The sequence below is a fragment of the Jiangella muralis genome (assembly GCF_001270745.1).
In the GTDB taxonomy this organism is placed as follows: Bacteria; Actinomycetota; Actinomycetes; order Jiangellales; family Jiangellaceae; genus Jiangella; species Jiangella muralis.
On the sequence record NZ_KQ434759.1, the window covers coordinates 78,217 to 101,266 of the forward strand.

Consider the following 23,050-nt stretch of genomic DNA (forward strand, 5'->3'; position numbering starts at 1 on the left):
CCCCGTCCCATGATCATCAAAGAATTGGGGCGTGATCACGCCCCAATTCTTGCTCGACCTGGTTTGTCCACAGGCCCGATTGGCGCGACGGCGCCGGCTCACGCAGGCTGGCCCGCGTGGGCCTCGACGACCTTCTGGCGGCGCAGTGCGGTGTCGTCAGCCGTGCACAGGCGCTGGCCGCGGGGCTGACGGTCGACAGGATCAGGTGGTTGGTCGAGTCCGGCCGCTGGCGGCGCGTCCACGCGCACACGTTCGTGACCTTCACCGGGCCGCTGCCGTTCGAGGCGCAGGTGTGGGCGGCGGTCCTGCGCGCAGGTGCGGGCGCCGTGGCCAGTCACCGCACCGCCGCCTACCTCGACGGCCTGTGCGACGAGCCGGGCCCGGTCATCCACGTGACCGTGCCGGCCGACAGATACGTCGGCGGCAAGATCGACGGCGTGCGCGTTCACTACGCGCATCGGCTTCCCCGCACCCGTCATCCCGCCGCGACCCCACCACGCACGCGGGTCGACGAGACCGTGCTCGATCTGGTGGACGTCGCGCCGCATTCGCGTGAGGCCGAGGGCTGGGTGACGGCGGCCTGCCAGCGCCGCCTCACCACCCCCGAACGGCTCGCCGACGCGCTCGGGCGGCGGAAGAAGATCCGCTGGCGACCCATGACCGAGGCCATGCTCGCCGACGTCGCGTCCGGAGCCCAGTCGCCGCTGGAGCTGCGCCACCTGCGCCGGGTCGAACGCGCCCACGGCCTGCCCACCGGCCACCGCCAACAACGCATCGCCGGGCAGCGCGTGATCTGGATCGACGTCGACTACGAGCCCTACCACCTCCGGGTCGAACTCGACGGACGCCTCGGCCACACCGGCGAAGGCCGCTTCCGCGACCACCACCGCGACAATCACGCCACCGTCGACGGCCACGCCACGCTGCGCTACGGCCACGCCGACGTGTTCGGTGACCCCTGCGGCGTCGCAGCCGAGCAGGCCCGCGTTCTCACCGCTCGCGGCTGGACCGGCACCGTCCGCTCCTGCCGACCCGGCTGCCGCGCCACCCTGTTCCATCCAAGAAATGTGGGGTGATCACGCCCCGTTTCTTTGATGATCATGGGGAGGGGTGGACGGTGCCGGTGACCGCTCCGAGCCGCTGGCGCGACCCGTCCGGGCCGGGGGCTGTGGCGCGGATGGTGACGGTGTCGCCGTCCTCCAGGAACGCGCGGGTTGAGCCGTCGGCCAGCGTGACGGGCTCGGTGCCGTTCCACGTCAGTTCGAGGAACGAGCCGCAGTCGGGCCGGACGCCGCTCACCGTCCCGCTCGCGTAGAGGTCGCCGGTGCGGACGGAGGCGCCGTTGACGGTCATGTGGGCCAGCATCTGCGCCGGCGTCCAGTACAGCGAGCGCAGCGGCGGCCGCGAGACCACCGTCCCGTTCCACGACACCGAGAACGACACGTCCAGGCCCCACGGCTCGGCGTCGCGCAGGTAGGGGGCGACGGCCGGCGACCGCAAAGGCGGCGCCACCCGGGCGTGCGCCAGCGCGGCCAGCGGCACCACCCACGGCGACGCCGACGTGGCGAACGACTTGCCCAGGAACGGGCCGAGCGGGACGTACTCGAACGCCTGGATGTCGCGCGCCGACCAGTCGTTGACCAGCACCATGCCGAACACGTGGTCCTCGAACGCACCGACCGGCACCCGCGACCCGAGCGCCGACGGCGTCCCGACGACGAAGCCCGCCTCGGCCTCGATGTCCAGCCGCAGCGACGGACCGAATTCGACGGCGTCGCCGGCCCGGCGCAGCCCGGACGGCCGCACCACCGGCGTGCCGGAGACGACGACGGTGCCGGCGCGGCCGTGATAGCCGATCGGCAGTTGCCGCCAGGCCGCCGGCAGCGCCGGGTTGTCCGGCCGGAACAGCCGGCCGACGTTCTCGGCGTGCGTCTGCGAGGCGTAGAAGTCGACGTAGTCGGCGACGTCGAACGGCAGCCCCAGCCGCACGTCGGCCGCCGGCACGAGATGCGGCTCGACGAGGTCGCGGTGCCGCGGGTCGGTGACCAGCTCCAGCAGCCGCGCGCGCACGGCGTCCCAGACCGGCCGCCCGGCGGCCAGGAACGGGTTGAGCGTGGGGTGGTCGAACAGCTCCGCGCCGGCCAGCGGCGTGAGGTCGAGCACCCACGAGCCGACGGCGACGCCCACCCGCGGCGACGCCCCGGCCACCGAGAACACGCCGTACGGCAGCGTCCACGCGTCGAACGGGTCGTCGTCGCCCAGCGGCAGCCAGGTCACGGCGCCACCAGCCCGAGCTCGCCCAGCTCGGCCAGCGGCTCGTCGATGCTGCACGACCCGTACGACGCGAACCAGCGGCGCACCGACGCGGGATCCAGCGTCCCGACCTCGGCCGCCAGCGCCGCGCCGTCCTCCAGGGACAGCGCCGCCGCGACCTCCGCGGCCGGCGCGCCCTCCACCGCCCGCCCCACCGCCAGCAGCAGGTTGAGGAACCCGTGCTCGGACGGACGGCGCACGGCGTGGTGCAGCCCGGCGGTGAACTTGAACGGGATGCCGCGGTCCAGGCACGCGACGACGAACGCCGCCACCTCGTCGTCGGACGGGACGGCGTCGGCGGACGGCCCGCCGGTGCGCAGCTTGGCGCGATACCCGGCGTCGGCGAGGACGTCCAGGGCGGCCTCCCAGCCCGGCTCGCGCGGCACCTCGACGTAGGCCGGCTCGTCATCGGCGGGCCCGCCCAGCGCGGCGTCGAGCGCGGCCACCGTGCGGCGCGCGTTCTCGCCCAGCGGCGACCCGCGTAGCGGCACCTCGACGCCGCGCAGCACCAGGCCGGGGTGCTGCGCGACGGTGTCGGCGGCGGCCAGCACGCCGGCCGTCCCGGTGTCGACGACGACCGCCACCTCCAGCGGCGCGGGCAGCCCACGCGCCAGCCCGGCCAGCGACTCCAGCGCGGACGCCGGGCACAGCAGCGGCCCGACCAGCGCGGCGTACCACGCCGACCGGTGCGCCAGGTGTGCCGGCACGGCCTCCGGCAGCGGCAGCGAGCCGGGCGGGAACACGGCCGCGTCGTCGATCAGCCGCTCGAACATCGGGGGAATCGTCATCGCACGCCTGGTTCCTTTCCCTTGACACTCATCCGACCCATCCTCGACCCTGGTCGATATACGGGCAAGCGCGTCCGATATCCGAACAATTGCCGAGAAGGTGACGGAGATGTTCTACCGCAGCGTCGGCCAGGTCCCGCCCAAGCGGCACACCCAGTTCCGCAAGCCCGACGGCGGTCTCTACTACGAGGAGCTGATGGGCGAGGAGGGGTTCTCCTCCGACTCGTCGCTGCTGTACCACGAGGGCGTCCCGTCGGCCATCGTCGACTCCCGCATCTGGGAGCTGCCCGACGCCCGCACCGTCGCCAACCACCCGCTCAAGCCCATGCACCTCAAGCCGCACGACCTCTTCCCGGGCAAGGACTGGAAGGCGTTCGACGTGGTCACCGGCCGGCGGCTGCTGCTCGGCAACGGCGACGTCCGCATCGCCTACGTCGCGGCCGGCGAGTCGTCGCCGCTCTACCGCAACGCCATCGGCGACGAGTGCGTCTACGTCGAGGACGGCGAGGCCACGCTGGAGACGATGTTCGGCCTGCTGCGGGTGCGCAAGGGCGACTACGCGATCATCCCGCGGGCCACGGTGCACCGCTGGGTCCCGACCGGCGACGAGCCGCTGCGCGCGTACGTCGTCGAGGCGAACTCGCACATCACCCCGCCGAAGCGGTACCTGTCGCGGTTCGGCCAGTTCCTCGAGCACGCGCCGTACTGCGAGCGCGACCTGACGGCCCCGGCCGAGCCGTTCGTGACGGTGGGCGAGGACGTCGACGTGTACACGAAGCACCGCGGGCACGGGCCGTCCGGCCTGGTCGGCAGCATCGTCACCTACCCGACGCACCCGTTCGACGTGGTCGGCTGGGACGGCTGCCTGTACCCGTACACCTTCAACGTCGACGACTTCGAGCCGATCACCGGGCGCATCCACCAGCCGCCGCCCGTGCACCAGGTCTTCGAGGGCTACAACTTCGTCATCTGCAACTTCGTCCCGCGCAAGGTCGACTACCACCCGCTGGCCGTGCCGGTGCCGTACTTCCATTCCAACGTCGACTCCGACGAGGTCATGTTCTACTGCGGCGGCGACTACGAGGCGCGCAAGGGCTCCGGCATCGGCCAGGGCTCGATCACGCTGCACCCCGGCGGCCACTCGCACGGCCCGCAGCCGGCCGCCATCGAGCGGGCGCTGGGCAAGGACTACTTCGACGAGCTGGCCGTCATGGTCGACACCTTCCGGCCGCTGGAGATCGGCGAGGCGGGGCAGCAGAGCGACGACGGCGCGTACGCGTGGAGCTGGAGTGGGCGCGGCCCGACGGGGTGACGCCTGGTTGTCGGTGCAAGCGGCTAGAGTGCGGGCGATCCCACCCTGAACCGTTCTGAGGAGTTCCCTGTGCGCCGCATCACCGGCTGTCTGCCGCTGGCCGCTGCCCTGCTCGTCCTCGCCGGCTGCGGCGACGACTCCGGCGGCGGCTCGGAGGAGACCGCGGCGCCGTCCGCGGCCGCGTCCGACCAGACCGAGCCCGAGAGCGAGGGCGAAGGCGAGGGCGAGGACGAGCCGGTGGCCGACGTCGCCTGCGCCGACGGCCCGCCGGAGGCGGTCGTCACCGACGCCGGCGACGAGCCGCGCGCGCTGATGGAGCTCACGCCCACGGCCGGCGACTCCGCCGCCACCACCATGACCATGACGATGGCCAGCAGCAGCACCGTCGACGGCGAGGAGCTGCCGGCCGCGCCGGTGCCGCCGATGACCATGGGCATGGTCATCACCGTCGAGGACGTCACCGACGACGAGATCACCATGACGGTCGTCTACGACAGCGCCGAGATCGAGGGCGGCGACCCCACCGCGCAGGGCCTGCTCGACTCCATGGTCGGCCTCACCGCCACGGTCACGTCCACCCGCAGCGGCGCGTTCATCGACGGCGGGTACGACACCGAGGGCCTCGACCCCTCGCTCGCCCCGCTGCTCGAGCAGTTCGAGACGCAGCTGGCCAGCCTCACCGTCCCGCTGCCCACCGAGCCGGTCGGCGTCGGCGCCACCTGGGACGTCGCCACCAGCGCCGACCTTCTCGGCGGCACCTTCTGCAACGTCTACGGCTACACCCTGACCTCGTTCGACGGCGACGCCTACGAGATGACGGCCGAGATCTCCCAGCAGGGGCAGCCGGGGCCGCTCGAGATGGGCGGCGCCAGCGCCGAGCTGGAAGAGCTGACCGGCTCCGGCAGCGGCACCACCGCCGGCCGGCTGACCTTCCCGGTCGCCATCTCCGGCAACAGCGACATCACCACGTCGACCGTGATCTCGGCCGACGGGCAGAACCTGGAACAGCAGTCCGAGGTGCAGATGGAGCTCAGCCCGCGCGACTGACCGGCTGACAGCCGGGTGAAAGTCAGAAGAAAGCGGGCCCTGCCACGATCTCCGGCGGTACGTGATCCACCGGAGGGGGACGTCGTTGTTGTACAGGATGCTGCTGCCCGGGCTGCTGCTCGCGACCGGGGCGGCGGCGGCGACGCCGGCGGGGGAGCCGTCGCCGCTGCCGCCCGGGCCGCTGCCCGGTGAGGTCGTCCGCGTCGCCGGCACCGGCGATCAGGGCTACTCCGGCGACGGCGGGCCGGCGGTCGACGCGCGGCTCAACCATCACCTGCGGCTGTCCACCGCTCCCGACGGCACGCTCTACATCGCCGACCGGTCGAACGGCCGGCTGCGGTCCGTCGACGGCGACGGCGTCATCGACACCGTCCCGGGCACCCGCGCCCTGGACCCGCCCGAGTCCGAGTACGACGAGGTCGACGACCCGGCGGACGGCGCGGCGCCGGGCCCGCCGATCGCCAGCGCCGTCGGTTCCGACGGCAGCATCTACGTGGCCGGCGACCTGGACGTGCGCCGCATCGGGCCCGACGGCGCCGTCACCGTGCTGGCCGGCGCCGGCGAGGACGACATCGAGAACGGCGACGCCGACGGCGGACGGGCCGCCGACGCGCGCATCCGCTCGCCCGAGGACATCGCCGTCGACGCGGCCGGTGACGTCATCGTGGCCGACAGCGGCAACGGCCGGATCCGCCGCATCGGCGCCGACGGCGTCATCACCACCATCGCCGGCGGCGGCGAGACGCCGCTCGACGAGGCCCTGGACGGCCCGGCCACCCAGGCCGAGCTGTACTCGCCGTACAGCGTCGCCGTCGACGTCACCGGCACGGTCTACTTCACCCTCGTGATGAGCCCCGACGTCTACGAGGTCGGCCCCGACGGCGTGCTCGGCGTCATCGAAGGCGACGACCTCGCGGTCCTCGACCGGCGCGAGGACCTGCTCGGCGACACCGATGTCGGTGGCCGGCAGCTGGCGGTGGGACCGGGCGGCGAGGACCTGTACATCACCGACGCCGCCAACGGCCGGCTGCGGGTGCTGCGCGACGGCATGATCGAGGTCGCGGGTGCGCTGCCGACCAGCGCGGACGACATCACGGTCGGCCCGGACGGCACGGTCTACTACACCAACGGGACCACGGTGTGGCGGCTCCCACAGGGCATCGACGAGCCGGCTGACCCCATGACGCCGGCCGGGTCGTCGTGGCCGGATCGCGATCCCGGCGACGTCGTCACGGTGGCGGGCGCGGCGACGAGCCCCGAGGACGTGGTGCCGCCGGCGCCACAGCCCGACCCGTACCTCGGCCCGCTGTCCGTCGCCACCGGACCGGACGGCGTCACCTACGTCGCCGACCCGTCGCAGCACGTGGTCCACCGCGTCGGCGCCGACGGCGAGGTCAGCGTCGCGGCGGGCACCGGCGAGGCCGGCAGCAGCGGCGACGACGGGCCGGCCGGCGAGGCACAGTTGGACACCCCGGTGGGTGTCACCGTCGACGCCGACGGCACCCTGTACATCGCCGACTCCGTCGCGGGCGTGGTCCGCCGGGTCGGCGCCGACGGCGTCATCACCACCGTCGCCGGCACCGGGGCGGACTCCGGCGACGAGCCGCCGCCCGTCTGCGTGGGCGAGCCCGCGGCCGAGGCGGTCCTCGGCCCGCCGTCGGACGTCGCGATCGGCCCGGACGGCGCCCTCTACCTGTCCCTCTCCGCCCGCGCCCTGATCTGCCGCGTCGGCCCCGACGGCCTGCTCACCCGGGTGGCCGGCGGCGGCGACCTGTCGGCGGAGGACGCCGACGGCCGGCCGGCGCTCGAGGCCGGTCTCTGGGAGCCCGGTGCGATCGACGTCGACGCCGGCGGCAACGTCTACCTCGTCGAGGACGGCCGGCCGTACGTGCGCATGGTCCGGCCCGACGGCACGCTCGTCACGTTCGCCGGCGACAGCCGCTTCGGCCTGGACGAGGGCGGCTTCGCCGGCGACGGCGGGCCGGCCGTGGCGGCCGAGCTGAACACGCCGGGCGACGTCGTCGCCGGTCCGGACGGCGTCTACATCGCCGACGCCTTCAACAACCGCGTCCGCCGGGTCGGCCCCGACGGCGTCATCGAGACGGTCGCGGGCACCGGCGCCCGGGCGGATTCCGGCGACGGCGGACCGGCCGCCGAGGCGGGCCTGAGCGAGCCGATCACCGTCGACGTCGCACCCGACGGCGCCCTGGTCGTCGCCGGCACCCGAGAGGACCACGTCCGGCGCATCGGCACCGACGGCGTCATCGAGACCGTCGCCGACTTCAGCGTCGACGACGGCACGTCGCCCGAGCCGGCCGATGCCGCGGTGCTCAGCCCGCACATGGCCATCGCCGTCGCACCCGACGGCACGCTGCTGGTCGCCGAGCCGCAGCAGCAGCGGCTGCGCCGCCTCGACGGCGCCGACCTCGTCGGTGTGGGCCCGGCGGGCCAGCCGCTGGGCAACCTCCTCCGGATCGCCACCGGGCCCGGCGGCGAGGTCTACGCCGCGCTGGCCGACGCCGTGGTGCGGGTGCATCCGGACGGCCGGCGGGTCACCGTCGCCGGTGGCGGGCGCGTGGAGCAGCCGGCGGTGGTGGACGCCCAGGCGGTGGGCCAGACGGTGCGCCCGGGCGACGTCGCCGTCGGGCCGGACGGCCGGGTCCACCTGTTCGACCTCGCGACCCAGCGGGTCTACTGGATCGACCGCGACGGCGCGATCAAGGCGATGCCCGAGTTCGACGACGTCACGTTCGAGCTGCCCGCCGGGCTCGCCATCGGACCCGACGGCACCGTCTACGTCAACGACCAGGGCGCCAACCTGGTGTACGCCGCGGCGTCGGGCGAACCGGCCCAGGTGTTCGCGGGCACCGGCGAGAGCACCATCGTCAACGGTGACGCCGGCGACGGCGGGCCGGCCGTGGACGCGATCCTGCAGTCGCCGTCCGACGTCGAGACGGACGCCGACGGCAACGTCTACGTGTCCGACTTCGTCGGCATCCGGCGGGTCGACGCCGAAGGCACCATCAGCACCGTGCTCGACGCCGAGCCGGACGGCGACACGGATCGCTGGATCACCGCCCTGGCGGCCGGCCCCGGCGGCGACCTCTACGCCGTCGACGGCACGACCCGCCAGGTGATCGCGCTGGTCCGTCCCGATGAGATCTCCGGCGGCTTCCCCTGGTGGATCGCCGGCGCCGGCGCGGGCGCGCTGGTGGCCGCCGCGGCCGTCGTCGTGCTGATGCGCCGCCGCCGCGCGGCCGGCGCAACGGCTACGCCAGTCACCGACCCCACGACGGAAGGACCTGTGACCGCATGAACAGCGACGACGACGGCAAGGTGTTCGACGGGTACGCCCGTCTCTACGGCCCGCTGACGGTGGCCGGGCTCGGCCTGATCTTCAAGCCGATGTTCGACGACCTCGAGGTCGATCTGGAGACCGGCGGCGTCGTCAGCCGGTTCGGCAACCTCTGGGACACCGCCGCCAACACCAACGGCGACCCGGCGGTGCTCGGCATCATGCTGGCGCTGATCCTGATGTCGCTGACGCTGGTGGCGACGTTCCGGCCGCGGTCGGGCGGGCTGCCGGTCGGCATCTCCGTCGTGTGCCTGCTGATCATCCTCATGCTGGTCACCAAGCCCGGCACCGGCGATCCCGCGCCCGACCTCAGCCCGGACGGCCTCTCGTCGATGGCCGTCGCGACCTTCGCCCTGGTCCTGGGCGTCGTGCACGCGGTGCACTTCGCCCGCTGGAGCCGCGGACGGACGCCGTCCGGCCTGCGCTGACCGACCCGCCGGCCGACGCCGGCGATCCGACCGACCCGATGGGGGATCCGTGCTCAACCGGGCGTTGCTACCTGCCCTCCTGCTCACCGGCGGCCTGCTGGCCGCCGTCCCGGCCGCCGGCGAGACACCGCCGGAGGAGGAGATCCCCGGCCTGCCGGTCGTGATCGCCGGCACGGGGGAACGGGGCTACTCCGGCGACGGCGGCCCGGCGGTGGACGCCCGCCTGAACGACGAGCTCCGGTTCGCCGCCGGGCCCGACGGCACCCTTTACGTCGCCGACCGCTACAACGGCCGGGTGCGGGTGGTCACGCCCGACGGTGGCATCGACACCCTGCCCGGCTCGCTGGCCCGGCGCTCGCCGGAGACCGACGGCCTGGAGGTACCCGGCCTGGGCACCTACAGCCCCCGCAACTCGCCCTTCGCGACCGCCATCGGGCCCGACGGCAGCGTCTACGTCGCCGGGAGCCAGGACATCCGCCAGGTCGCCCCCGACGGCACCGTCACGGTGATCGGCGGCGCCGGCAACGAGCAGCCACCGGACGGCGTCGACCCCGGTGGCGACGCGATCGACGCGTACCTCCGCGACCCCGCGGACATCACGGTCGACGCCAACGGCATGCTCTACGTCGCCGACACCGCGAACAACCGGATCCGCCGCATCGGCCCGCACGGGATGATCACGACGATCGCCGGCGGCGGCGAGGACCCCCCGGCCTCGGCCGAGGGCCAGCCGGGCTCGAGCGTGAACACCTACGGCCCGACCAGCGTCGCGGTCGACTCCACGGGCAGCGTGTTCTTCACCATCGAGATGGACGGCTCGGTGTACGAGATCGACCCGGCCGGGAACCTGCACGTCATCTCCGGCGAGGACATCGCCGCGACCGGCGGGGACGAGCCCGCGGGCGACGCCGCGCTCACCGGTGGCCGGCATCTGGCCGTCGACGCCGACGACAACCTCTACATCACCGACCCGGGCAACGGCCGGCTGCGGATGCTCAGCGCCGAGGACGACCTGATCACGACCGTGGCGCCGCTGCCGGCCGACGCCCGGGACATCGTGATCGGCCGCGACGGCACGCTCTACTACGGCCTGGCGAACCGGATCTTCCGGGTGAGCGACCCGGGTGCGCCGGCGCCGGCCGCCGAGCCGGTGGAGCCGGCCGGGCCGTCCTGGCCGGACGCCGACCCGGGCGACCTCGTGCCCGTGGCGGGGGCGCGCGGCGGTGCCGACGCACAGACCGAGACCGCGTACCCGCGTGACCCGGCGGTCGGCCCGGCGACGGTCGCGACCGGCCCCGACGGCGTCAGTTACGTGGCCGACACCAGGGGCCACGTCATCCACCGGGTCGACGCCGACGGCGCCGTGTCCATCCTGGCCGGGACCGGCGAGGGCGGCTTCGGCGGTGACGGCGGCCCGGCCACCGCCGCCCAGCTGTCCGGCCCGGACGGCCTGGACGTCGACGCCGCGGGCAACGTGTACGTCGCCGACGCCGGCAACGCCAGGATCCGCCGCATCGGCGCCGACGGGCGCATCGAGACGATCGTGGGTGCTGGCCGGCCCGACGACGGCGAGACCGTCCCGGCCTGCGACGGCGAACCGGCCACCGAGGCCGTGCTCATGTACCCGGTCGACGTCGTCGCCGCGCCGGACGGCACCGTCTACCTGGCCGACCGCGACCTCGGCGTGGTCTGCCGGGTCGGCGCGGACGGCCTGCTCACGCGGGTGGCCGGCGGCGGCGAGCTGTGGTCGGACGACGCCGACGGCGAGCCCGCCGTCGAGGCCAGCCTCTGGGAGCCCACCGCGATCGACATCGACGCGGCGGGCAACCTCTACCTCATCGAGAGCGGCCGTCCGTACGTGCGGATGATCCGGCCCGACGGCGTGCTCGTCCCGCTGATCGGCGACAGCTACTTCGGCCAGGACGAGGGCGGCTTCTCCGGCGACGGCGGCCCGGCCACCGAGGCGGAGCTGAACACGCCGTCCGATCTCGCCGTCGCGCCTGACGGCAGCCTCTACGTCGCCGACACCTTCAACGGCCGGGTCCGGCACGTCGCCGCCGACGGCGTCATCACGACGGTGGCCGGCACCGGGTCGGTGGACGCGGGAGGCGACGGCGGACCGGCGGCCGAGGCCGGCCTGGGCGAGCCCACCGGCATCGACGTCGGTCCCGGCGGCGAGGTCGTCGTCGCGAGCCTGAGCGCCGACCTCGTCCGGCGGATCGGCGCCGACGGCGGCATCGAGACGCTGGCCGACTTCCACGAGGCCGAAAGCCCGGACGAACCGGTCGACGAGGCGGAGCTGTCGCCGGGCATGAGCATCGCCGTCGGCCCGGACGGGACGCTGACGATCGCCGAGCCGCACGCCCTGCGGCTGCGCACCGCCCAGGACGGCACCCTCACCGACCTGGTGGCCGGCGGCACGGCGGACCTCGCCCAGGCCGGGCAGTTGGCGGCCGGCCCGGGCGGCGAGCTGTACGCGATCCTCGGGCAGACGGTCGCCCGGGTGTACCCCGACGGGCGCAGCGTCGTCGTCGCCGGAGGCCGCCCGGGGGACGACGCGCCGATCGTCGACGGCACCCTCGCGACGGCGCAGTCGCTGACGCCGCGCGACATCGCCGTCGGCCCCGAGGGCACGGTGTTCGTGCTCGACAACCTCCGCATGGGGGTGTACGAGATCCGCGCCGACGGCACCATCGCGGGGGTGCCCGGGTACGCCGACGTGCGGTTCGCCGTGCCGGCCGGGCTGGCCGTGGGCGGCGACGGGACCGTCTACGTCACGGACGCCGAAGCCCACCTGGTGTACGCGGCCGCGCCGGGCGAGGACGCGCGGACGATCGGCGGCAACGGCGAGGACCTGTATGACGAGGACGACAGCGGCGACGGCGGCCCGGCCACGGAGACGCAGCTCGCCGTCCCCGGCGACATCGTCGTCGACGCCGCGGACAACGTGTTCGTCCAGACCCCGAACGGAGTGCGCCGGATCGCACCCGACGGGACCATCACGACCGCGCTGTGGCCTCCGGACCTGTCGGAGGAGCGGCTCGCCCCGGGCGCGCTGGCGCTCGGCCCCGGCGGCGACGTCTACGTCGTGGAGAGCACCTTCGGGCAGGTGTTCGCGCTGATCCGTCCGGGCGACGTCACCGACGGGTTCCCGTGGTTCCGGGCCGGCCTCGGCGCCGCGGCCGTGGTGCTGCTGGCCGGCGCGGCCGTGCTGGTGGTCCGCAGACGACGGGAGCGGTCGGCCCTCGACAGCCCGCTCGCGTGAGCTGTGCGGTCCCGTCGTCATGGTCCCCGTGTCGCAAGCAGCCGCTTTGGCGACGTTCACCGCTTTGCTGCCGTGCGCCGGGTTCCGTGCCGTTGGTCGTCCCCCTGCTGCCCATTTTCTCAGCCGCGTGACCGCGCCTCAAGCGGACCCGGGGGGCGCTTCGCGCGGCTGCGGGGCCGCTTGACCCGCGGTCCCGCGGCCAAGAACGGGCACCTATCAGGGGGACGGGGGGAGTCTGGGCACGCCACCCCCCACTTCACGCGCGCCGGGAGCACCTCACCCGCGAAAGCACCGCACAACCACCGCCGACGACGCTCATCCGGTGTTGCGGCGGGTGACGTGCTCCCCACGCGAGTGAAGCCACCGCCACCGCGACCGCAGCCACCGTCTTCGATGGTGAGAACCGTCCGAACAGCGCCTCGAGGACGGGTCCGGGAGTCGAGGACGGGTCCGGGAGTCGAGGACGGGTCCGGGAGTCGAGGACGGCGGCGGGAGTCGAGGACGGCCATGATCACCAGGCGGCCCAGGTCGCTGGGGGGTTGGGTCCGTGCCGTTCGGCGTCGGCGTCGGCGTTCGCGTTGGCCGGGTGCAAAGCCCGCCCGGCTGGGAGGGAGTCCCACCCTACGGGCGGGCACCGACATACTCGCGCGCGCGAATGCTCGCGCAGACGCCGATGCCCGACGCCCGCTGCGCCCGCACCGGGCCTACCAGCTCGCCGCGCCGGGCGCACCGACTCGCCCGCTGCGCCGGGAATCGCGGCGGCAGCGGGCGAGTGGGCCGGTGCGTGGATCAGGTGACGTCGCGGCGCCGCATCAGCAGCGCCCCCGCCACCGCGAAGGCCACCAGGTACGCGGCCACCAGCAGCGCCGCCGGCCGGCCGTCGAGGACGGTCAGGACGCCGGGCGCTCCCTCGGGGTCGTCCGAGCCGCCGGCGCCCAGTGCGCCGGCCAGCGACCCGGCCGCCGTCCCCGGCAGCACGTCGGTCACGTACTCGATGCCGCTGAGCAGGTTGCCGACGCCGCGCAGCAGGTTCTCGATCACCAGCGACCACACTAGCCCGAGGCCGACCGCCAGCGCGGGGCTGCGGGTCAGCACGCCGACCAGCACGCCGGCCACGGCCCACATCCCGAAGATCAGCAGCCCGCCGCCGACCGCCTCGGCCAGCGCGCCGAGCGCCGGCCACGCGATGCTCTGTCCTTCGACGACGGCGATCAGGGCCGACGCCGCGAAGTCCAGGGCCAGCGTCGCCGCAACCACCCCGACGACCGCGATGCCGACGGCCGCGAGCGTCCCGCCGAACGTCGACAGCCGGCCCGGGCCCTGCGTGAGCGCGGTCTTCCAGGTGCCCCAGCCGTAGCCGCTGCCGGCGGCCAGCGCGCCGAGGATGAACATGATCGCGCCGCCGAACATCGGCATGCCACCGGTGAACACCGACGGGATCGCGGCCGGCAGCAGGTCCGGCAGCAGCGCCGACGGCGGGACGCCCTCGTTGGAGAAGCCGGACGAGCCGGTCGAGTACGCGATGTAGTTGAACAGGTAGGCGAAGGTGAGGTTGAGCAGCAGCCACACCGTCGCGAGGATCCAGACCGCGGGCCACTTGCGCAGCCGCAGCAGCTCGGCCTTCGTGCTGGCGACCAGTCCACTGACCATGGTGGGGACGGCGCGGGCCTCGCCACGCGCGGTGGCCCGGCCGGTCATCGTCGCGGTGCTCATCGGTTCTCCTCCTCGTCGGTCGTCATCTCGAAGAACACGTCTTCCAGCGACCGCTCGGCCGTCCGGATCTCGTGGATGTCGGCGCCGGCGGCGACCAGCGCGCGGGCCAGCTCGGGCGCCCGCTCGTCGGACAGCTCCAGCCGGATGCCCGCGTCGGTGAGCTGGACGGCGTCGTCGCCGGCCACCTGCATCGACGCGGCGAGCGCCACCTCCACCGGCTGCGCGCGGACCAACAGCGTGCTGGCGCCGCGCAGTTCGGCGACGGTGCTCTCGGCCAGCAGCCGGCCGTGCGCGATGACGCCGACGCGGTCGCAGATCTCCTGGACCTCGGCCAGCAGGTGGCTGGAGAGCAGCACGGTCTGGCCCTGCTCGGCGAGGTCGACGACGAGCTTGCGCATGTCGGCCATGCCGGCCGGGTCCAGCCCGTTCGTCGGCTCGTCCAGGACCAGCAGGTCCGGCTCGCCGAGCAGCGCGGACGCGACACCGAGCCGCTGCTTCATGCCCAGCGAGTACGACTTGAACGCGTCGCTGCCACGCTCGGCGAGGTCCACGCGGTGCAGCGCGTCCTCGACCGCCACGTCGGAGACGCCCTGGTAGCGGGCCATCACGCGCAGGTTGTCGCGGCCGGACAGGTAGGGGTAGAAGCCGGGGCCCTCGACCAGCGCGCCGATTCGTGCCGTCGCGCCGGGCTCACCGGGCGCGTGGCCCAGGATCGTCGCGGTCCCGCTGGTGGGACGGACCAGGCCGAGCAGCATGCGCAGCGTGGTCGTCTTGCCGGCTCCGTTCGGTCCGAGGAAGCCGTACACCTCGCCGCGGCGGACGGTGAGGCTCACGTCGTTGACGGCGAGCCGGTCGCCGTAACGCTTGGTCAGCCGTTCGGTGACCACGATGGTGTTCGTCATGGCTCCACGCTCCCGCGCAGCCGCCGTCGCCCGCGTCGTCCACAGAGCGGCATCGGGCGTACGCAGATTCGCGTAGTGCGGTTACGCCGCGTCGCCGACGCCGCGCGACCGGCGCCGGATCTAGGGTCGAGGGCATGGAGAGGGTACGGACCTGGCTGATCGACGCCGGCATCGCGCTGGCGCTCGTCGTGCTGGGCATCGGCGGCACGCACGGCGCGTCCCAGGGACAGGCATGGGCGCGCGACCCGGGCGTGTTCGCCTACACGCTGGTGGTCATCGCCGCGCTGGCGTTGCTGCTGCGCAGGCGGTATCCGCGCACGACGCTGCTGATCAACGGCGCGGCCCTGGTGACGTATCTGGCCGCGGACTTCGCGTACGGACCGATCATGATCACCGTCCCGGTGGTCATGTACACGCTCGGCTACCAGCTGCCGCTGCGCTCGGCGCTGCGCTGGGGCGGCGGCTACTACGTGGTGTTCTTCGTGGTGTCGACGGTGCGGCTGCTGGACGACACCGGCGACGACGTGTGGCGGCAGGGCGCGGCCTGGGCCATCGCGTCGCTGGCGCTGTTCGGCGCGCCGCTGGCCATCGGGGCGGCGCTGAAGACCCGGCGCGAGTCGCAGGCCGACGTGCGGGCGGCGCTGGCACGGCGCGCGGTGTCGGAGGAGCGGCTGCGCATGGCGCAGGAGCTGCACGACTCCGTCGGTCACGGCCTCGCGGTCATCGCCATGCAGGCGGGTGTCGCGCTGCACGTCCTCGACCGCAACCCGGAGAAGGTGCGGGCCGCGCTGGAGGCGATCCGCGACACCAGCCGGTCCTCCCTCGACGGCCTGCGGGCCGAGTTGCAGGTGCTGCGCAGCCCGATCACCGACGCCGCGCCGCGCAGCCCGGTTCCCGGGCTGGCCGAGGTCGGCGTCCTGCTCGACCGCATCCGCGCCGGCGGCGTCGAGGTGGCGGCCGACCTCGACGGCGCGTCCGGCGGCGACCTCCCGCCCGACGTCGACCTCGCGGCGTACCGCATCGTGCAGGAATCGCTCACCAACGTGCTGCGGCACGCGGCCGCCACCCGGGCCGAGGTGCGGATCCGCCGTTCCGGCCACGAGCTGCTGGTGGACGTGAGCGACAACGGGGTGGGCGGCGGGCTGCCCGGTGCGCCGTCCGAACCGGCCGAGGACGACGGGTCGGGCACCGGGATCGCGGGCATGCGGGCCCGGGCCGAGGCGGTCGGCGGCCGGTTGCAGGCCGGTCCGCGCACCGGCGGCGGGTTCGCCGTCCACGCGCGGCTGCCCATGGCCGGCGTCGGCCGCGAGCCGGACCTGTCAGGATCATCCACATGACGGACGACGTGAACAGTGTCATCAGGGTGGCGGTGATCGACGACCAGGCGCTGGTGCGCATGGGCCTGTCCACCCTGCTCGAGACCGAGGACGACACCGAGCTGGCCGGTGAGGCCGCCGACGGCCGCGCCGGGGTCGACCTCGTCCGGCGCACGAAGCCCGACGTCGTGCTGATGGACATCCGCATGCCGGTGCTCGACGGGCTCGCGGCGCTGCGCGAGATCACCGCCGACGCCGCCCTGTCCGACGTCAAGGTCATCGTGCTGACCACGTTCGAGCTGGACGAGTACGTGTTCGAGGCGCTGCGCGGCGGCGCCAGCGGGTTCGTCCTCAAGGACTCCCCGCCGGCCGAGCTGCTGCACGCCATCCGGGTGGTCGCCGACGGCGCCAGCCTGCTGTCGCCGTCCGTCACCCGCCGCGTCATCGAGCAGTTCAGCGGCCGCGACGTGCCGGCCAGCACGCCGCACCCGGAGCTGGACCGCCTCACCGAGCGCGAGCGCGAGATCGTGGCGTGGGTGGCGACCGGCCGCTCCAACGACGAGATCGCCGCCGAGCTGGTCGTCAGCCCGGCCACCGTCCGCACGCATGTCAGCCGCGCCATGGTGAAGCTGCACGCCCGCGACCGCGCCCAGCTGGTGGTCTTCGCCGTCCAGTCCGGGCTCACGCAACCGTGAAGGTCGTCGCCACCGACCTCGACGGCACCCTGCTCCACGGCGACGGGACGGTGTCGCCGCGCACCCGGGCGGCGCTGGCCCGGGCCGAGGACGCCGGCGCGACCGTCGTGTTCGTCACCGGGCGGCCGCCGCGCTGGATCGACGTCCTCGCCGCGGAGGTCGGCTCGCACGGGCTGGCGATCTGCGCGAACGGCGCCATCGTCTACGACGTGCGCCGCCGCGAGATCGTCGAGGAGCACGGCCTGCCCGGCGACGTCGCGCTGGAGGTGGCGCGGGCGATCCGGGCCAACGTGCCGGGCGCGACGTTCGCCATCGAGCGGGCGCTGACGTTCGGCCAGGAGCCGTCCTTCCGGGGTACCTGGCCGGCGCCCGACGGCACGGTCGTCGCGTCGCTGGAGGAGCTGCTGGCCGAGCCGGTGTCGAAACTGGTCGTCACGCACCCGTCGCTGTCCGCCGCCGAGTTCGTCTCCCGGGCGGCGGCCGTGGTGGGGTCGCTGGCCGCCGCGACCTACTCCGGCCACGCGGCCGTCCTGGAGGTCAGCCGGTCCGGCGTCTCGAAGGCGTCCGCGCTGGCCGCGCTCTGCGGTTCCCTGGGTGTCGACGCGCACGACGTGGTCGCGTTCGGCGACATGCCCAACGACGTCCCGATGCTCGCCTGGGCCGGCACGTCCTACGCCGTCCGCAACGCCCACCCCGACGCCGTCGCCGCCGCGTCCCACCGCTGCCCGTCCAACGACGAGGACGGGGTCGCGCAGGTGCTGGAGCGCATCTTCGCCTGATGCGTCGAGATACGTGACAAGAGGTGTCGTGATTTGCCGGGAGGCTGATGGGCGTACGGATTCTCGTGACTCGAATGGAGCCGAAGTGGCAATGGAACGAACGGCCGTCAACCCGGTGACGTGGTCGGCGCCGATGGGATTTCACCAGGGTGAGGTCGTGTCCGGGCACACCCGGACCCTGTACTGCTCCGGGCAGACGGCGATGAGTCGCGACGGCGAGCCCCAGTACCCCGGCGACATGGCGGCGCAGGTGGCGCTGAGCCTCGACAACCTGGAGGCCGTGCTCGGCGAGGCCGGCATGTCGCTGGCCAACCTCGTCCGGCTCAACGTCTACACCACCGACGTCGACCTGCTCTTCCAGCACTACGGCGTGCTGGTGTCGCGGCTGGGCGCCGCCGGGGTGGCGCCGCCCACCACCATGCTCGGCGTGACGCGGCTGGCGATCCCCGTCCTCATGGTGGAGCTCGAGGGCACCGCCGTCGGGTGATCGCGGGCCGGCCATGATCATCAACCTTCTCGGCTGTTATAGCAGCCCAAAAGGTTGATGATCATGGTGGACGGCGGCCAGTTGGTCGTCCAGGGGCGGGGCGCCGCGGCGGTTGTCGATCTCGACGTGCGGGGCAGGTGGCGGCACGTCGGGCAGGGTGGCGGCGGTGAAGGCGGCGAAGTTCGCCAGCTTCTGCCCGTCGCGGTCGTGGCTCCGGGCGACCAGCCGCTCGCGCAGGGTGTCGCCGTCGGACCGGACCCACAGCAGCCGCACCGGGTCGCCGCCCAGCTGGTCGACGTAGCCGGACCAGCGGTCCAGCGAACGGGTCTGGCCGGTGAACGGGGCGACGAGGATCACCGGGCAGCCAGCCGACCGGACCTCCCGTGCCGTGTCGGCCAGGCCCGCGTACTCGTGCACCTTGATGTGCTCGTCGTACCAGGGCCCCTCCCGCTCGCCGAACGGCCGGCCGTTCGCCGCCAGCGTCGCCACCACGAACGGCGCGTAGACGGTGTCCTTGTCCAGCAGGGCCGGGACGGGGTCGAGCAGCGCGGCCAGCTTGCGGGCGACGGTGGTCTTGCCGGCGCCGGGCGCGCCGGCGATCATCCAGACGGCGGGGCTCACGCCAGCCGACCCTACCCAGCGGCCACTCCGAGCAGCAGCCGATGGTGCCGCGGCCGCGCGATCTCGTCCGCGACGGCCACGGCGAGGTCGGCGTACGTGATGAGCGCCGACGTGGAGCCGGGGACGAAGCGGTAGCCGCCGGACGGGGCGCCGCCGTGGTCGAAGTCGCCGGCCGGGGCGACGACCAGCCAGTCGACCTCGGCCGTGGCGCGGCGGAACACGGACAGCCCGGCGCCGTGGCCGAGCATGAAGTCGCGGTGCTCCGAGGGGTAGCCGGGGGTGTCGATCAGCGGCGTCCCCGTCACGTCCGGCAGCTGCGACGCCAGCCCGACGGCGACCAGCCGCGGCACCCGAGCCGTCGCCAGGCCCGTGAGCAGCGCCGACGCGGCGGCGGGGAAGAACTCGCCGGCGGGGACGGTGAGCGTCGCGGCCGCGTGCACGGCGGCGTCGTGCCCCGCCGACAGCGACGCGACCGCGTCGGCGTCCGTCACGTCGCCCGCTGCCAACGTGACCCGGCCGCCACGAAGGTCCGCGTACCGCGTGGGGTCGCGCACCACCGCCGTCACGTCCCAGTCGCGGGCGGCCGCCTCGGCCAGCACCGCCCGCCCGGCCCGTCCGCCGGCTCCGAACACCACGATTCTCGTCATGCCGCGGACGCTAGGCGACGCCCCGGTCAGCCCGAGGTGACCACGCAGGTCAGTACGGTGGGAGCATGCCGCCGCTCGATCCCGACATGTTCGATCCGGTCTGTCCGTCGACGCTGCTGCCGCTGCGGTTCTCGGACAAGTGGGCCGGCCTGGTCATCCGCTGCCTCGAACACGGCCCGCGCCGGTTCTCCGAGCTGCGCGTGCCGCTGCGCTCCGTCAGCGCGCAGTCGCTCACGACGTCGCTTCGCCACCTACAGCGCGACGGCCTGGTCGAGCGCACCGAGCGGCCCGGTCCGGTCCGGCACGTCGAGTACGCGCTGACGCCGCTCGGGCGCAGCATGCTGCCCGTCATCGCGGCGCTGTGCGCGTGGGGCAAGGCGCACTGGGACGAACTGCTGGACGCCCGCGAGGCGGCGACCGTGCGAACCGCCTGATCAGCGGACGATCGGCGCGCCCTCCAGCCGCACCCCGGCCGCCCGCAGCGCGTCCAGCGCGGCCGCCGTCGTTCCCGCCGCGACCCCGGCGGTGAGGCCGAGCAGCACCGTCGTCTGCAGGCCGGTGCGCGCGGCGTCGAGGGCGGTGGCGCGGACGCAGTGGTCGGTGGCGATGCCGACGACCTCGACGGTGCCGACCTCGTGCGCGCGCAGCCAGTCGGCCAGCCCGGTGCCGTCGTGCGTCTTCCCCTCGAAACCGGAGTAGGCGGCCGCGTACTCGCCCTTGTCGAAGACCGCGTGGAACGGCTGCGGGTCGAGGTTCGGGTGGAACGCGACACCGTCGGTCCCGGCCACGCAGTGCGGCGGCCAGCTGTCGACGTAATCGGGGGTCTCGGAGAAGTGGTCGCCGGGGTCGATGTGGTGGTCGCGGGTGGCGACGACGTAGTCGTAGCGGCGGTCCCACGGGTCGGCGTCGGTCCAGCTCTTGAGTACCTCGGCGATGCCGAACGCGACGTCCGCGCCGCCCGCGACCGCGAGGCTGCCGCCCTCGCAGAAGTCGTTCTGGACGTCGACGACGATGAGTGCGCGCTTCATCAGCGATCCTCCCAGCGGGTCGGGATGGCGGGCTCACCGCGCGACAGCTTCAACGCGATGCGGGGCAACTCGGAGCGGGCCCGCTCGTGCCGTTCGCGGGCAGCGGCCAGCGGTTCGCGGCCGACGGTCTCGCCGTCGCGCACGAGGGGGACGAGCAGCGGACGGTCGTCGCCGTCGTCGACCGGTTCATGACCGACGCCGATGACCTCGGCCTCGGCCACCCCGCGGGCGTTGCGCCGGCGCAACGCGTACTTGCGGCCGCCGTGGCTGACCTTGCCGGCGCTCTTCTTCTCGACGGAAACCATGGCGCCGTCGTCGTCGGCCCTGGCCACGAGCTTGTAGACCATGCCCGCAGTCGGGGAGCCGGCGCCGGTGACCAGCTGGGTGCCGACGCCGTACGCGTCGACCGGCGCGGCCGCCAGCGCGGCGATGGCGTGCTCGTCGAGGTCGCTGGTGACGACGATGCGGGCGTCGCGCGCGCCCAGGGAGTCGAGCAGCGCGCGGACCTCCTTCGCCTGCGGCAGCAGGTCACCGGAGTCGAGCCGGACGGCGCCCAGCTCCGGCCCGGCGACCTCGACGCCCAGCCGCACGGCCTCCTCGACGTCGTAGGTGTCGACCAGCAAGGTCGTGCCCTTGCCCAGGGAGTCGACCTGGGCGGTGAACGCGTCGCGCTCGGTGTCGTGCAGCAGCGTGAACGAATGCGCGCTGGTGCCGGCCGTCGGGACGCCGTAGCCGCGGCCGGCCTCGAGGTTGCTGGTGGTGCTGAACCCGGCGATGTACGCGGCCCGCGCGGCGGCGACGGCGGCCCGCTCGTGCGTGCGGCGCGACCCCATCTCGATGCACGGACGGTCGCCGGCGGCGGTGGTCATGCGGGAGGCGGCGGTCGCGATGGCGGAGTCGAAGTTCAGCACCGACAACGCCAGCGTCTCGAGCACGACCGCCTCGGCGAACGACGCCTCGACGATCAGCAGCGGCGAGTTCGGGAAGTACGCCTCGCCCTCGCCGTACCCCCAGACGTCGCCGGTGAACCGGTACCCGGCCAGCCACTCCAGCGTCGGCCCGTCGACGATGCCGCCGCGCCGCAGGAAGTCGAGCGCGTCGTCGTCGAACCGGAACGTCTCGATCGCGTCGAGCAGCCGGCCGGTGCCGCCGACGACCCCGTAACGGCGTCCACCGGGTAAGCGTCTGGCGAACACCTCGAACACCGAGCGCCGCGTGGCGGTGCCCCGGGCCAGCGCCGCCTGGAGCATGGTGAGCTCGTACTGGTCGGTGAGCAGGGCCGTCGTAGCCGACACAATCACCAGAGTATGCGGGCGCGCCACGAATGGCCCGGATCCCGAGCAGACTGGCGAAGGCGTGGCGCGGGGTGGATGATGAGATGTCGTGGACCGGCGGGAACACCGCGGGTCCTGAGCACGGTTGCGCGGGGTGATGGCCGGAAGATGACACCATTGGGGGCCGTGATGACCGCACCCGTCGAGATCGAGCGCCCCGAGGCCGCCGAGGTCCCGGTGGCGGACGTCCCGTGGATCACCATCGTCTGGAACGACCCGGTCAACCTCATGTCGTACGTCACCTACGTCTTTCAGGCATACTTCGCCTATCCGAAGACGAAGGCCGAGAAGCTGATGCTCGACGTCCACGAGAAGGGGAAGGCCGTCGTGTCCTCCGGCACGCGTGAAGAGATGGAGCGCGACGTCGAGGCCATGCACTCCTACGGGCTGTGGGCCACGCTGCAGAAGGCGGGGGACCGAGTCTGAGCACCGCGTTCCGTCGAGCTCGCGGGGGCGTCGTCGCCGCGTCGTTCCACGTCGTCGAGGTCGAGCTGCTGCGCTCGCTGGTGGGCCAGCTGCTCGAACTCGTCCGCGAGGAACCGGCCGACCTCACCGGCGGCGACGGCTGGGCCGCCGAGCTCGGCCTGGCCGACGACGCCGCCTCCCGGCCGACCGACCCGGTGCTGCTGCGCCTGTTCCCCGACGGCTACCGCGAGGACACCGAGGCCGCGTCCGACTTCCGCCGCTTCACCGAGCGCGGCCTGCGCGACCGCAAGGCCGCCGCCGCGGCGACGGTGCTCGCCTCCCTGGCCACGGCCGACGCCGCCGACGTGCCGGCGAAGAACCGCGAGAAGATCCGCATCGAACTGGACGCCGCCGAGTCCGAGGCCTGGCTGCGCACGCTGACCGACCTCCGGCTGGCCCTGGGGACGCGGCTCGGCGTGACGGACGCCGACGAGGACGACTGGCTCTCGCTCGACGAGAACGACCCCCGCCGCCACGTGCACGACGTGTACGACTGGCTCGGCTGGGTCCAGGAGACGCTGGTCCGCACCCTCTCGTCTGCCCTGGAGTAGGCGC

At 73.9% G+C, this 23,050-nt stretch carries 21 protein-coding genes; 13 read left to right on the plus strand and 8 right to left on the minus strand.

Features of this window, described 5'->3' with window-relative positions:
- Positions 1–116: 116 nt before the first annotated feature.
- Positions 117–1,076, plus strand: a complete 960-nt coding sequence (locus ACW62_RS16740) for a type IV toxin-antitoxin system AbiEi family antitoxin domain-containing protein (protein ID WP_053205256.1) — start codon at positions 117–119, stop codon at positions 1,074–1,076.
- A 22-nt stretch (positions 1,077–1,098) separates the two neighbouring features.
- Here the strand turns inward: ACW62_RS16740 and fahA are convergent, their stop codons facing one another.
- Together fahA and ACW62_RS16750 are read right to left on the minus strand one after the other, a co-directional pair.
- A complete protein-coding gene (fahA, locus tag ACW62_RS16745; RefSeq protein ID WP_083459846.1) occupies positions 1,099–2,277 on the minus strand; it encodes a fumarylacetoacetase in 1,179 nt (392 codons plus the stop codon).
- Positions 2,274–3,101 carry a hypothetical protein gene (locus tag ACW62_RS16750; protein ID WP_083459847.1) on the minus strand — a complete coding sequence of 276 codons (828 nt, stop codon included), beginning with the start codon at positions 3,099–3,101 and terminating at the stop codon, positions 2,274–2,276. The genes fahA and ACW62_RS16750 overlap by 4 nt, the downstream gene beginning before the upstream one ends.
- A gap of 109 nt (positions 3,102–3,210) precedes the next feature.
- Here ACW62_RS16750 and ACW62_RS16755 point away from each other — a divergent pair, with 109 nt between their 5' ends.
- From ACW62_RS16755 to ACW62_RS16775, 5 genes are all read left to right on the plus strand, one after another.
- The gene (locus ACW62_RS16755; protein ID WP_053205258.1) at positions 3,211–4,413 is read left to right on the plus strand and encodes a homogentisate 1,2-dioxygenase; all 1,203 of its coding nucleotides are present in this window, start codon (positions 3,211–3,213) and stop codon (positions 4,411–4,413) included.
- Positions 4,414–4,482: 69 nt separating this feature from the next.
- Positions 4,483–5,460 carry a hypothetical protein gene (locus ACW62_RS16760; RefSeq protein WP_053205259.1) on the plus strand — a complete coding sequence of 326 codons (978 nt, stop codon included), beginning with the start codon at positions 4,483–4,485 and terminating at the stop codon, positions 5,458–5,460.
- A gap of 85 nt (positions 5,461–5,545) precedes the next feature.
- Positions 5,546–8,776, plus strand: coding sequence for an NHL domain-containing protein (locus tag ACW62_RS16765; protein WP_157574808.1), 3,231 nt, complete (start codon positions 5,546–5,548; stop codon positions 8,774–8,776).
- Positions 8,773–9,243, plus strand: coding sequence for a hypothetical protein (locus ACW62_RS16770; RefSeq protein WP_053205261.1), 471 nt, complete (start codon positions 8,773–8,775; stop codon positions 9,241–9,243). The genes ACW62_RS16765 and ACW62_RS16770 overlap by 4 nt, the downstream gene beginning before the upstream one ends.
- Positions 9,244–9,292: 49 nt before the next feature.
- The gene (locus ACW62_RS16775) at positions 9,293–12,508 is read left to right on the plus strand and encodes an NHL domain-containing protein (RefSeq protein WP_053205262.1); all 3,216 of its coding nucleotides are present in this window, start codon (positions 9,293–9,295) and stop codon (positions 12,506–12,508) included.
- 789 nt (positions 12,509–13,297) lie between these two features.
- On the opposite strand, the gene ACW62_RS16780 is transcribed toward ACW62_RS16775, so the two are convergent.
- Positions 13,298–14,221 carry a hypothetical protein gene (locus ACW62_RS16780; protein ID WP_205629406.1) on the minus strand — a complete coding sequence of 308 codons (924 nt, stop codon included), beginning with the start codon at positions 14,219–14,221 and terminating at the stop codon, positions 13,298–13,300.
- Positions 14,218–15,123 carry an ABC transporter ATP-binding protein gene (locus ACW62_RS16785; RefSeq protein WP_053205263.1) on the minus strand — a complete coding sequence of 302 codons (906 nt, stop codon included), beginning with the start codon at positions 15,121–15,123 and terminating at the stop codon, positions 14,218–14,220. Before ACW62_RS16785 ends, ACW62_RS16780 begins: the two co-directional genes overlap by 4 nt.
- Positions 15,124–15,257: 134 nt before the next feature.
- Here ACW62_RS16785 and ACW62_RS16790 point away from each other — a divergent pair, with 134 nt between their 5' ends.
- From ACW62_RS16790 to ACW62_RS16805, 4 genes are all read left to right on the plus strand, one after another.
- Positions 15,258–16,460 (plus strand): sensor histidine kinase, encoded by a 1,203-nt coding sequence (locus ACW62_RS16790; protein WP_053205264.1) that lies wholly within the window; start codon positions 15,258–15,260, stop codon positions 16,458–16,460.
- Entirely contained in the window at positions 16,457–17,134 is a 678-nt protein-coding gene (locus tag ACW62_RS16795) for a response regulator transcription factor (RefSeq protein WP_053205265.1), read from the plus strand. Before ACW62_RS16790 ends, ACW62_RS16795 begins: the two co-directional genes overlap by 4 nt.
- A complete protein-coding gene (locus tag ACW62_RS16800) occupies positions 17,131–17,913 on the plus strand; it encodes an HAD family hydrolase (protein ID WP_053205266.1) in 783 nt (260 codons plus the stop codon). Before ACW62_RS16795 ends, ACW62_RS16800 begins: the two co-directional genes overlap by 4 nt.
- 91 nt (positions 17,914–18,004) lie before the next feature.
- A complete protein-coding gene (locus ACW62_RS16805; RefSeq protein WP_053205267.1) occupies positions 18,005–18,400 on the plus strand; it encodes a RidA family protein in 396 nt (131 codons plus the stop codon).
- A 36-nt stretch (positions 18,401–18,436) separates the two neighbouring features.
- Here the strand turns inward: ACW62_RS16805 and ACW62_RS16810 are convergent, their stop codons facing one another.
- Together ACW62_RS16810 and ACW62_RS16815 are read right to left on the minus strand one after the other, a co-directional pair.
- Positions 18,437–19,021, minus strand: a complete 585-nt coding sequence (locus tag ACW62_RS16810) for a P-loop nucleotide/nucleoside kinase family protein (protein WP_205629407.1) — start codon at positions 19,019–19,021, stop codon at positions 18,437–18,439.
- Between the two features lie 11 nt (positions 19,022–19,032).
- Positions 19,033–19,668 (minus strand): NAD(P)-dependent oxidoreductase, encoded by a 636-nt coding sequence (locus ACW62_RS16815; RefSeq protein ID WP_053205269.1) that lies wholly within the window; start codon positions 19,666–19,668, stop codon positions 19,033–19,035.
- Between the two features lie 65 nt (positions 19,669–19,733).
- Here ACW62_RS16815 and ACW62_RS16820 point away from each other — a divergent pair, with 65 nt between their 5' ends.
- Positions 19,734–20,102, plus strand: coding sequence for a winged helix-turn-helix transcriptional regulator (locus ACW62_RS16820; RefSeq protein WP_205629408.1), 369 nt, complete (start codon positions 19,734–19,736; stop codon positions 20,100–20,102).
- Here ACW62_RS16820 and ACW62_RS16825 read toward each other — a convergent pair whose 3' ends face one another.
- Both ACW62_RS16825 and ACW62_RS16830 read right to left on the minus strand, forming a co-directional pair.
- Positions 20,103–20,696, minus strand: coding sequence for an isochorismatase family protein (locus ACW62_RS16825; RefSeq protein WP_053205270.1), 594 nt, complete (start codon positions 20,694–20,696; stop codon positions 20,103–20,105). It lies immediately after the preceding gene.
- On the minus strand, positions 20,696–21,991 hold the full coding sequence (locus tag ACW62_RS16830; RefSeq protein WP_157574809.1) for a nicotinate phosphoribosyltransferase: 1,296 nt from the start codon (positions 21,989–21,991) through the stop codon (positions 20,696–20,698). The genes ACW62_RS16825 and ACW62_RS16830 overlap by 1 nt, the downstream gene beginning before the upstream one ends.
- Positions 21,992–22,147: 156 nt before the next feature.
- Here ACW62_RS16830 and clpS point away from each other — a divergent pair, with 156 nt between their 5' ends.
- Both clpS and ACW62_RS16840 read left to right on the plus strand, forming a co-directional pair.
- Positions 22,148–22,456, plus strand: a complete 309-nt coding sequence (gene clpS / locus ACW62_RS34100; protein ID WP_053205272.1) for an ATP-dependent Clp protease adapter ClpS — start codon at positions 22,148–22,150, stop codon at positions 22,454–22,456.
- Positions 22,420–23,046 (plus strand): DUF2017 domain-containing protein, encoded by a 627-nt coding sequence (locus ACW62_RS16840; protein WP_053205273.1) that lies wholly within the window; start codon positions 22,420–22,422, stop codon positions 23,044–23,046. Before clpS ends, ACW62_RS16840 begins: the two co-directional genes overlap by 37 nt.
- Positions 23,047–23,050: the final 4 nt, after the last annotated feature.

Coding starts and splice junctions, on each gene's coding strand:
- ACW62_RS16815 (WP_053205269.1), bottom strand. CDS start 19,668: ATGACGAGAATCGTGGTGTTCGGAGCCGGCGGACGGGCCGGGCGGGCG.
- ACW62_RS16805 (WP_053205267.1), top strand. CDS start 18,005: ATGGAACGAACGGCCGTCAACCCGGTGACGTGGTCGGCGCCGATGGGA.
- ACW62_RS16790 (WP_053205264.1), top strand. CDS start 15,258: ATGGAGAGGGTACGGACCTGGCTGATCGACGCCGGCATCGCGCTGGCG.
- ACW62_RS16820 (WP_205629408.1), top strand. CDS start 19,734: ATGCCGCCGCTCGATCCCGACATGTTCGATCCGGTCTGTCCGTCGACG.
- ACW62_RS16825 (WP_053205270.1), bottom strand. CDS start 20,696: ATGAAGCGCGCACTCATCGTCGTCGACGTCCAGAACGACTTCTGCGAG.
- ACW62_RS16780 (WP_205629406.1), bottom strand. CDS start 14,221: ATGAGCACCGCGACGATGACCGGCCGGGCCACCGCGCGTGGCGAGGCC.
- ACW62_RS16785 (WP_053205263.1), bottom strand. CDS start 15,123: ATGACGAACACCATCGTGGTCACCGAACGGCTGACCAAGCGTTACGGC.
- ACW62_RS16770 (WP_053205261.1), top strand. CDS start 8,773: ATGAACAGCGACGACGACGGCAAGGTGTTCGACGGGTACGCCCGTCTC.
- ACW62_RS16795 (WP_053205265.1), top strand. CDS start 16,457: ATGACGGACGACGTGAACAGTGTCATCAGGGTGGCGGTGATCGACGAC.
- ACW62_RS16750 (WP_083459847.1), bottom strand. CDS start 3,101: ATGACGATTCCCCCGATGTTCGAGCGGCTGATCGACGACGCGGCCGTG.
- ACW62_RS16755 (WP_053205258.1), top strand. CDS start 3,211: ATGTTCTACCGCAGCGTCGGCCAGGTCCCGCCCAAGCGGCACACCCAG.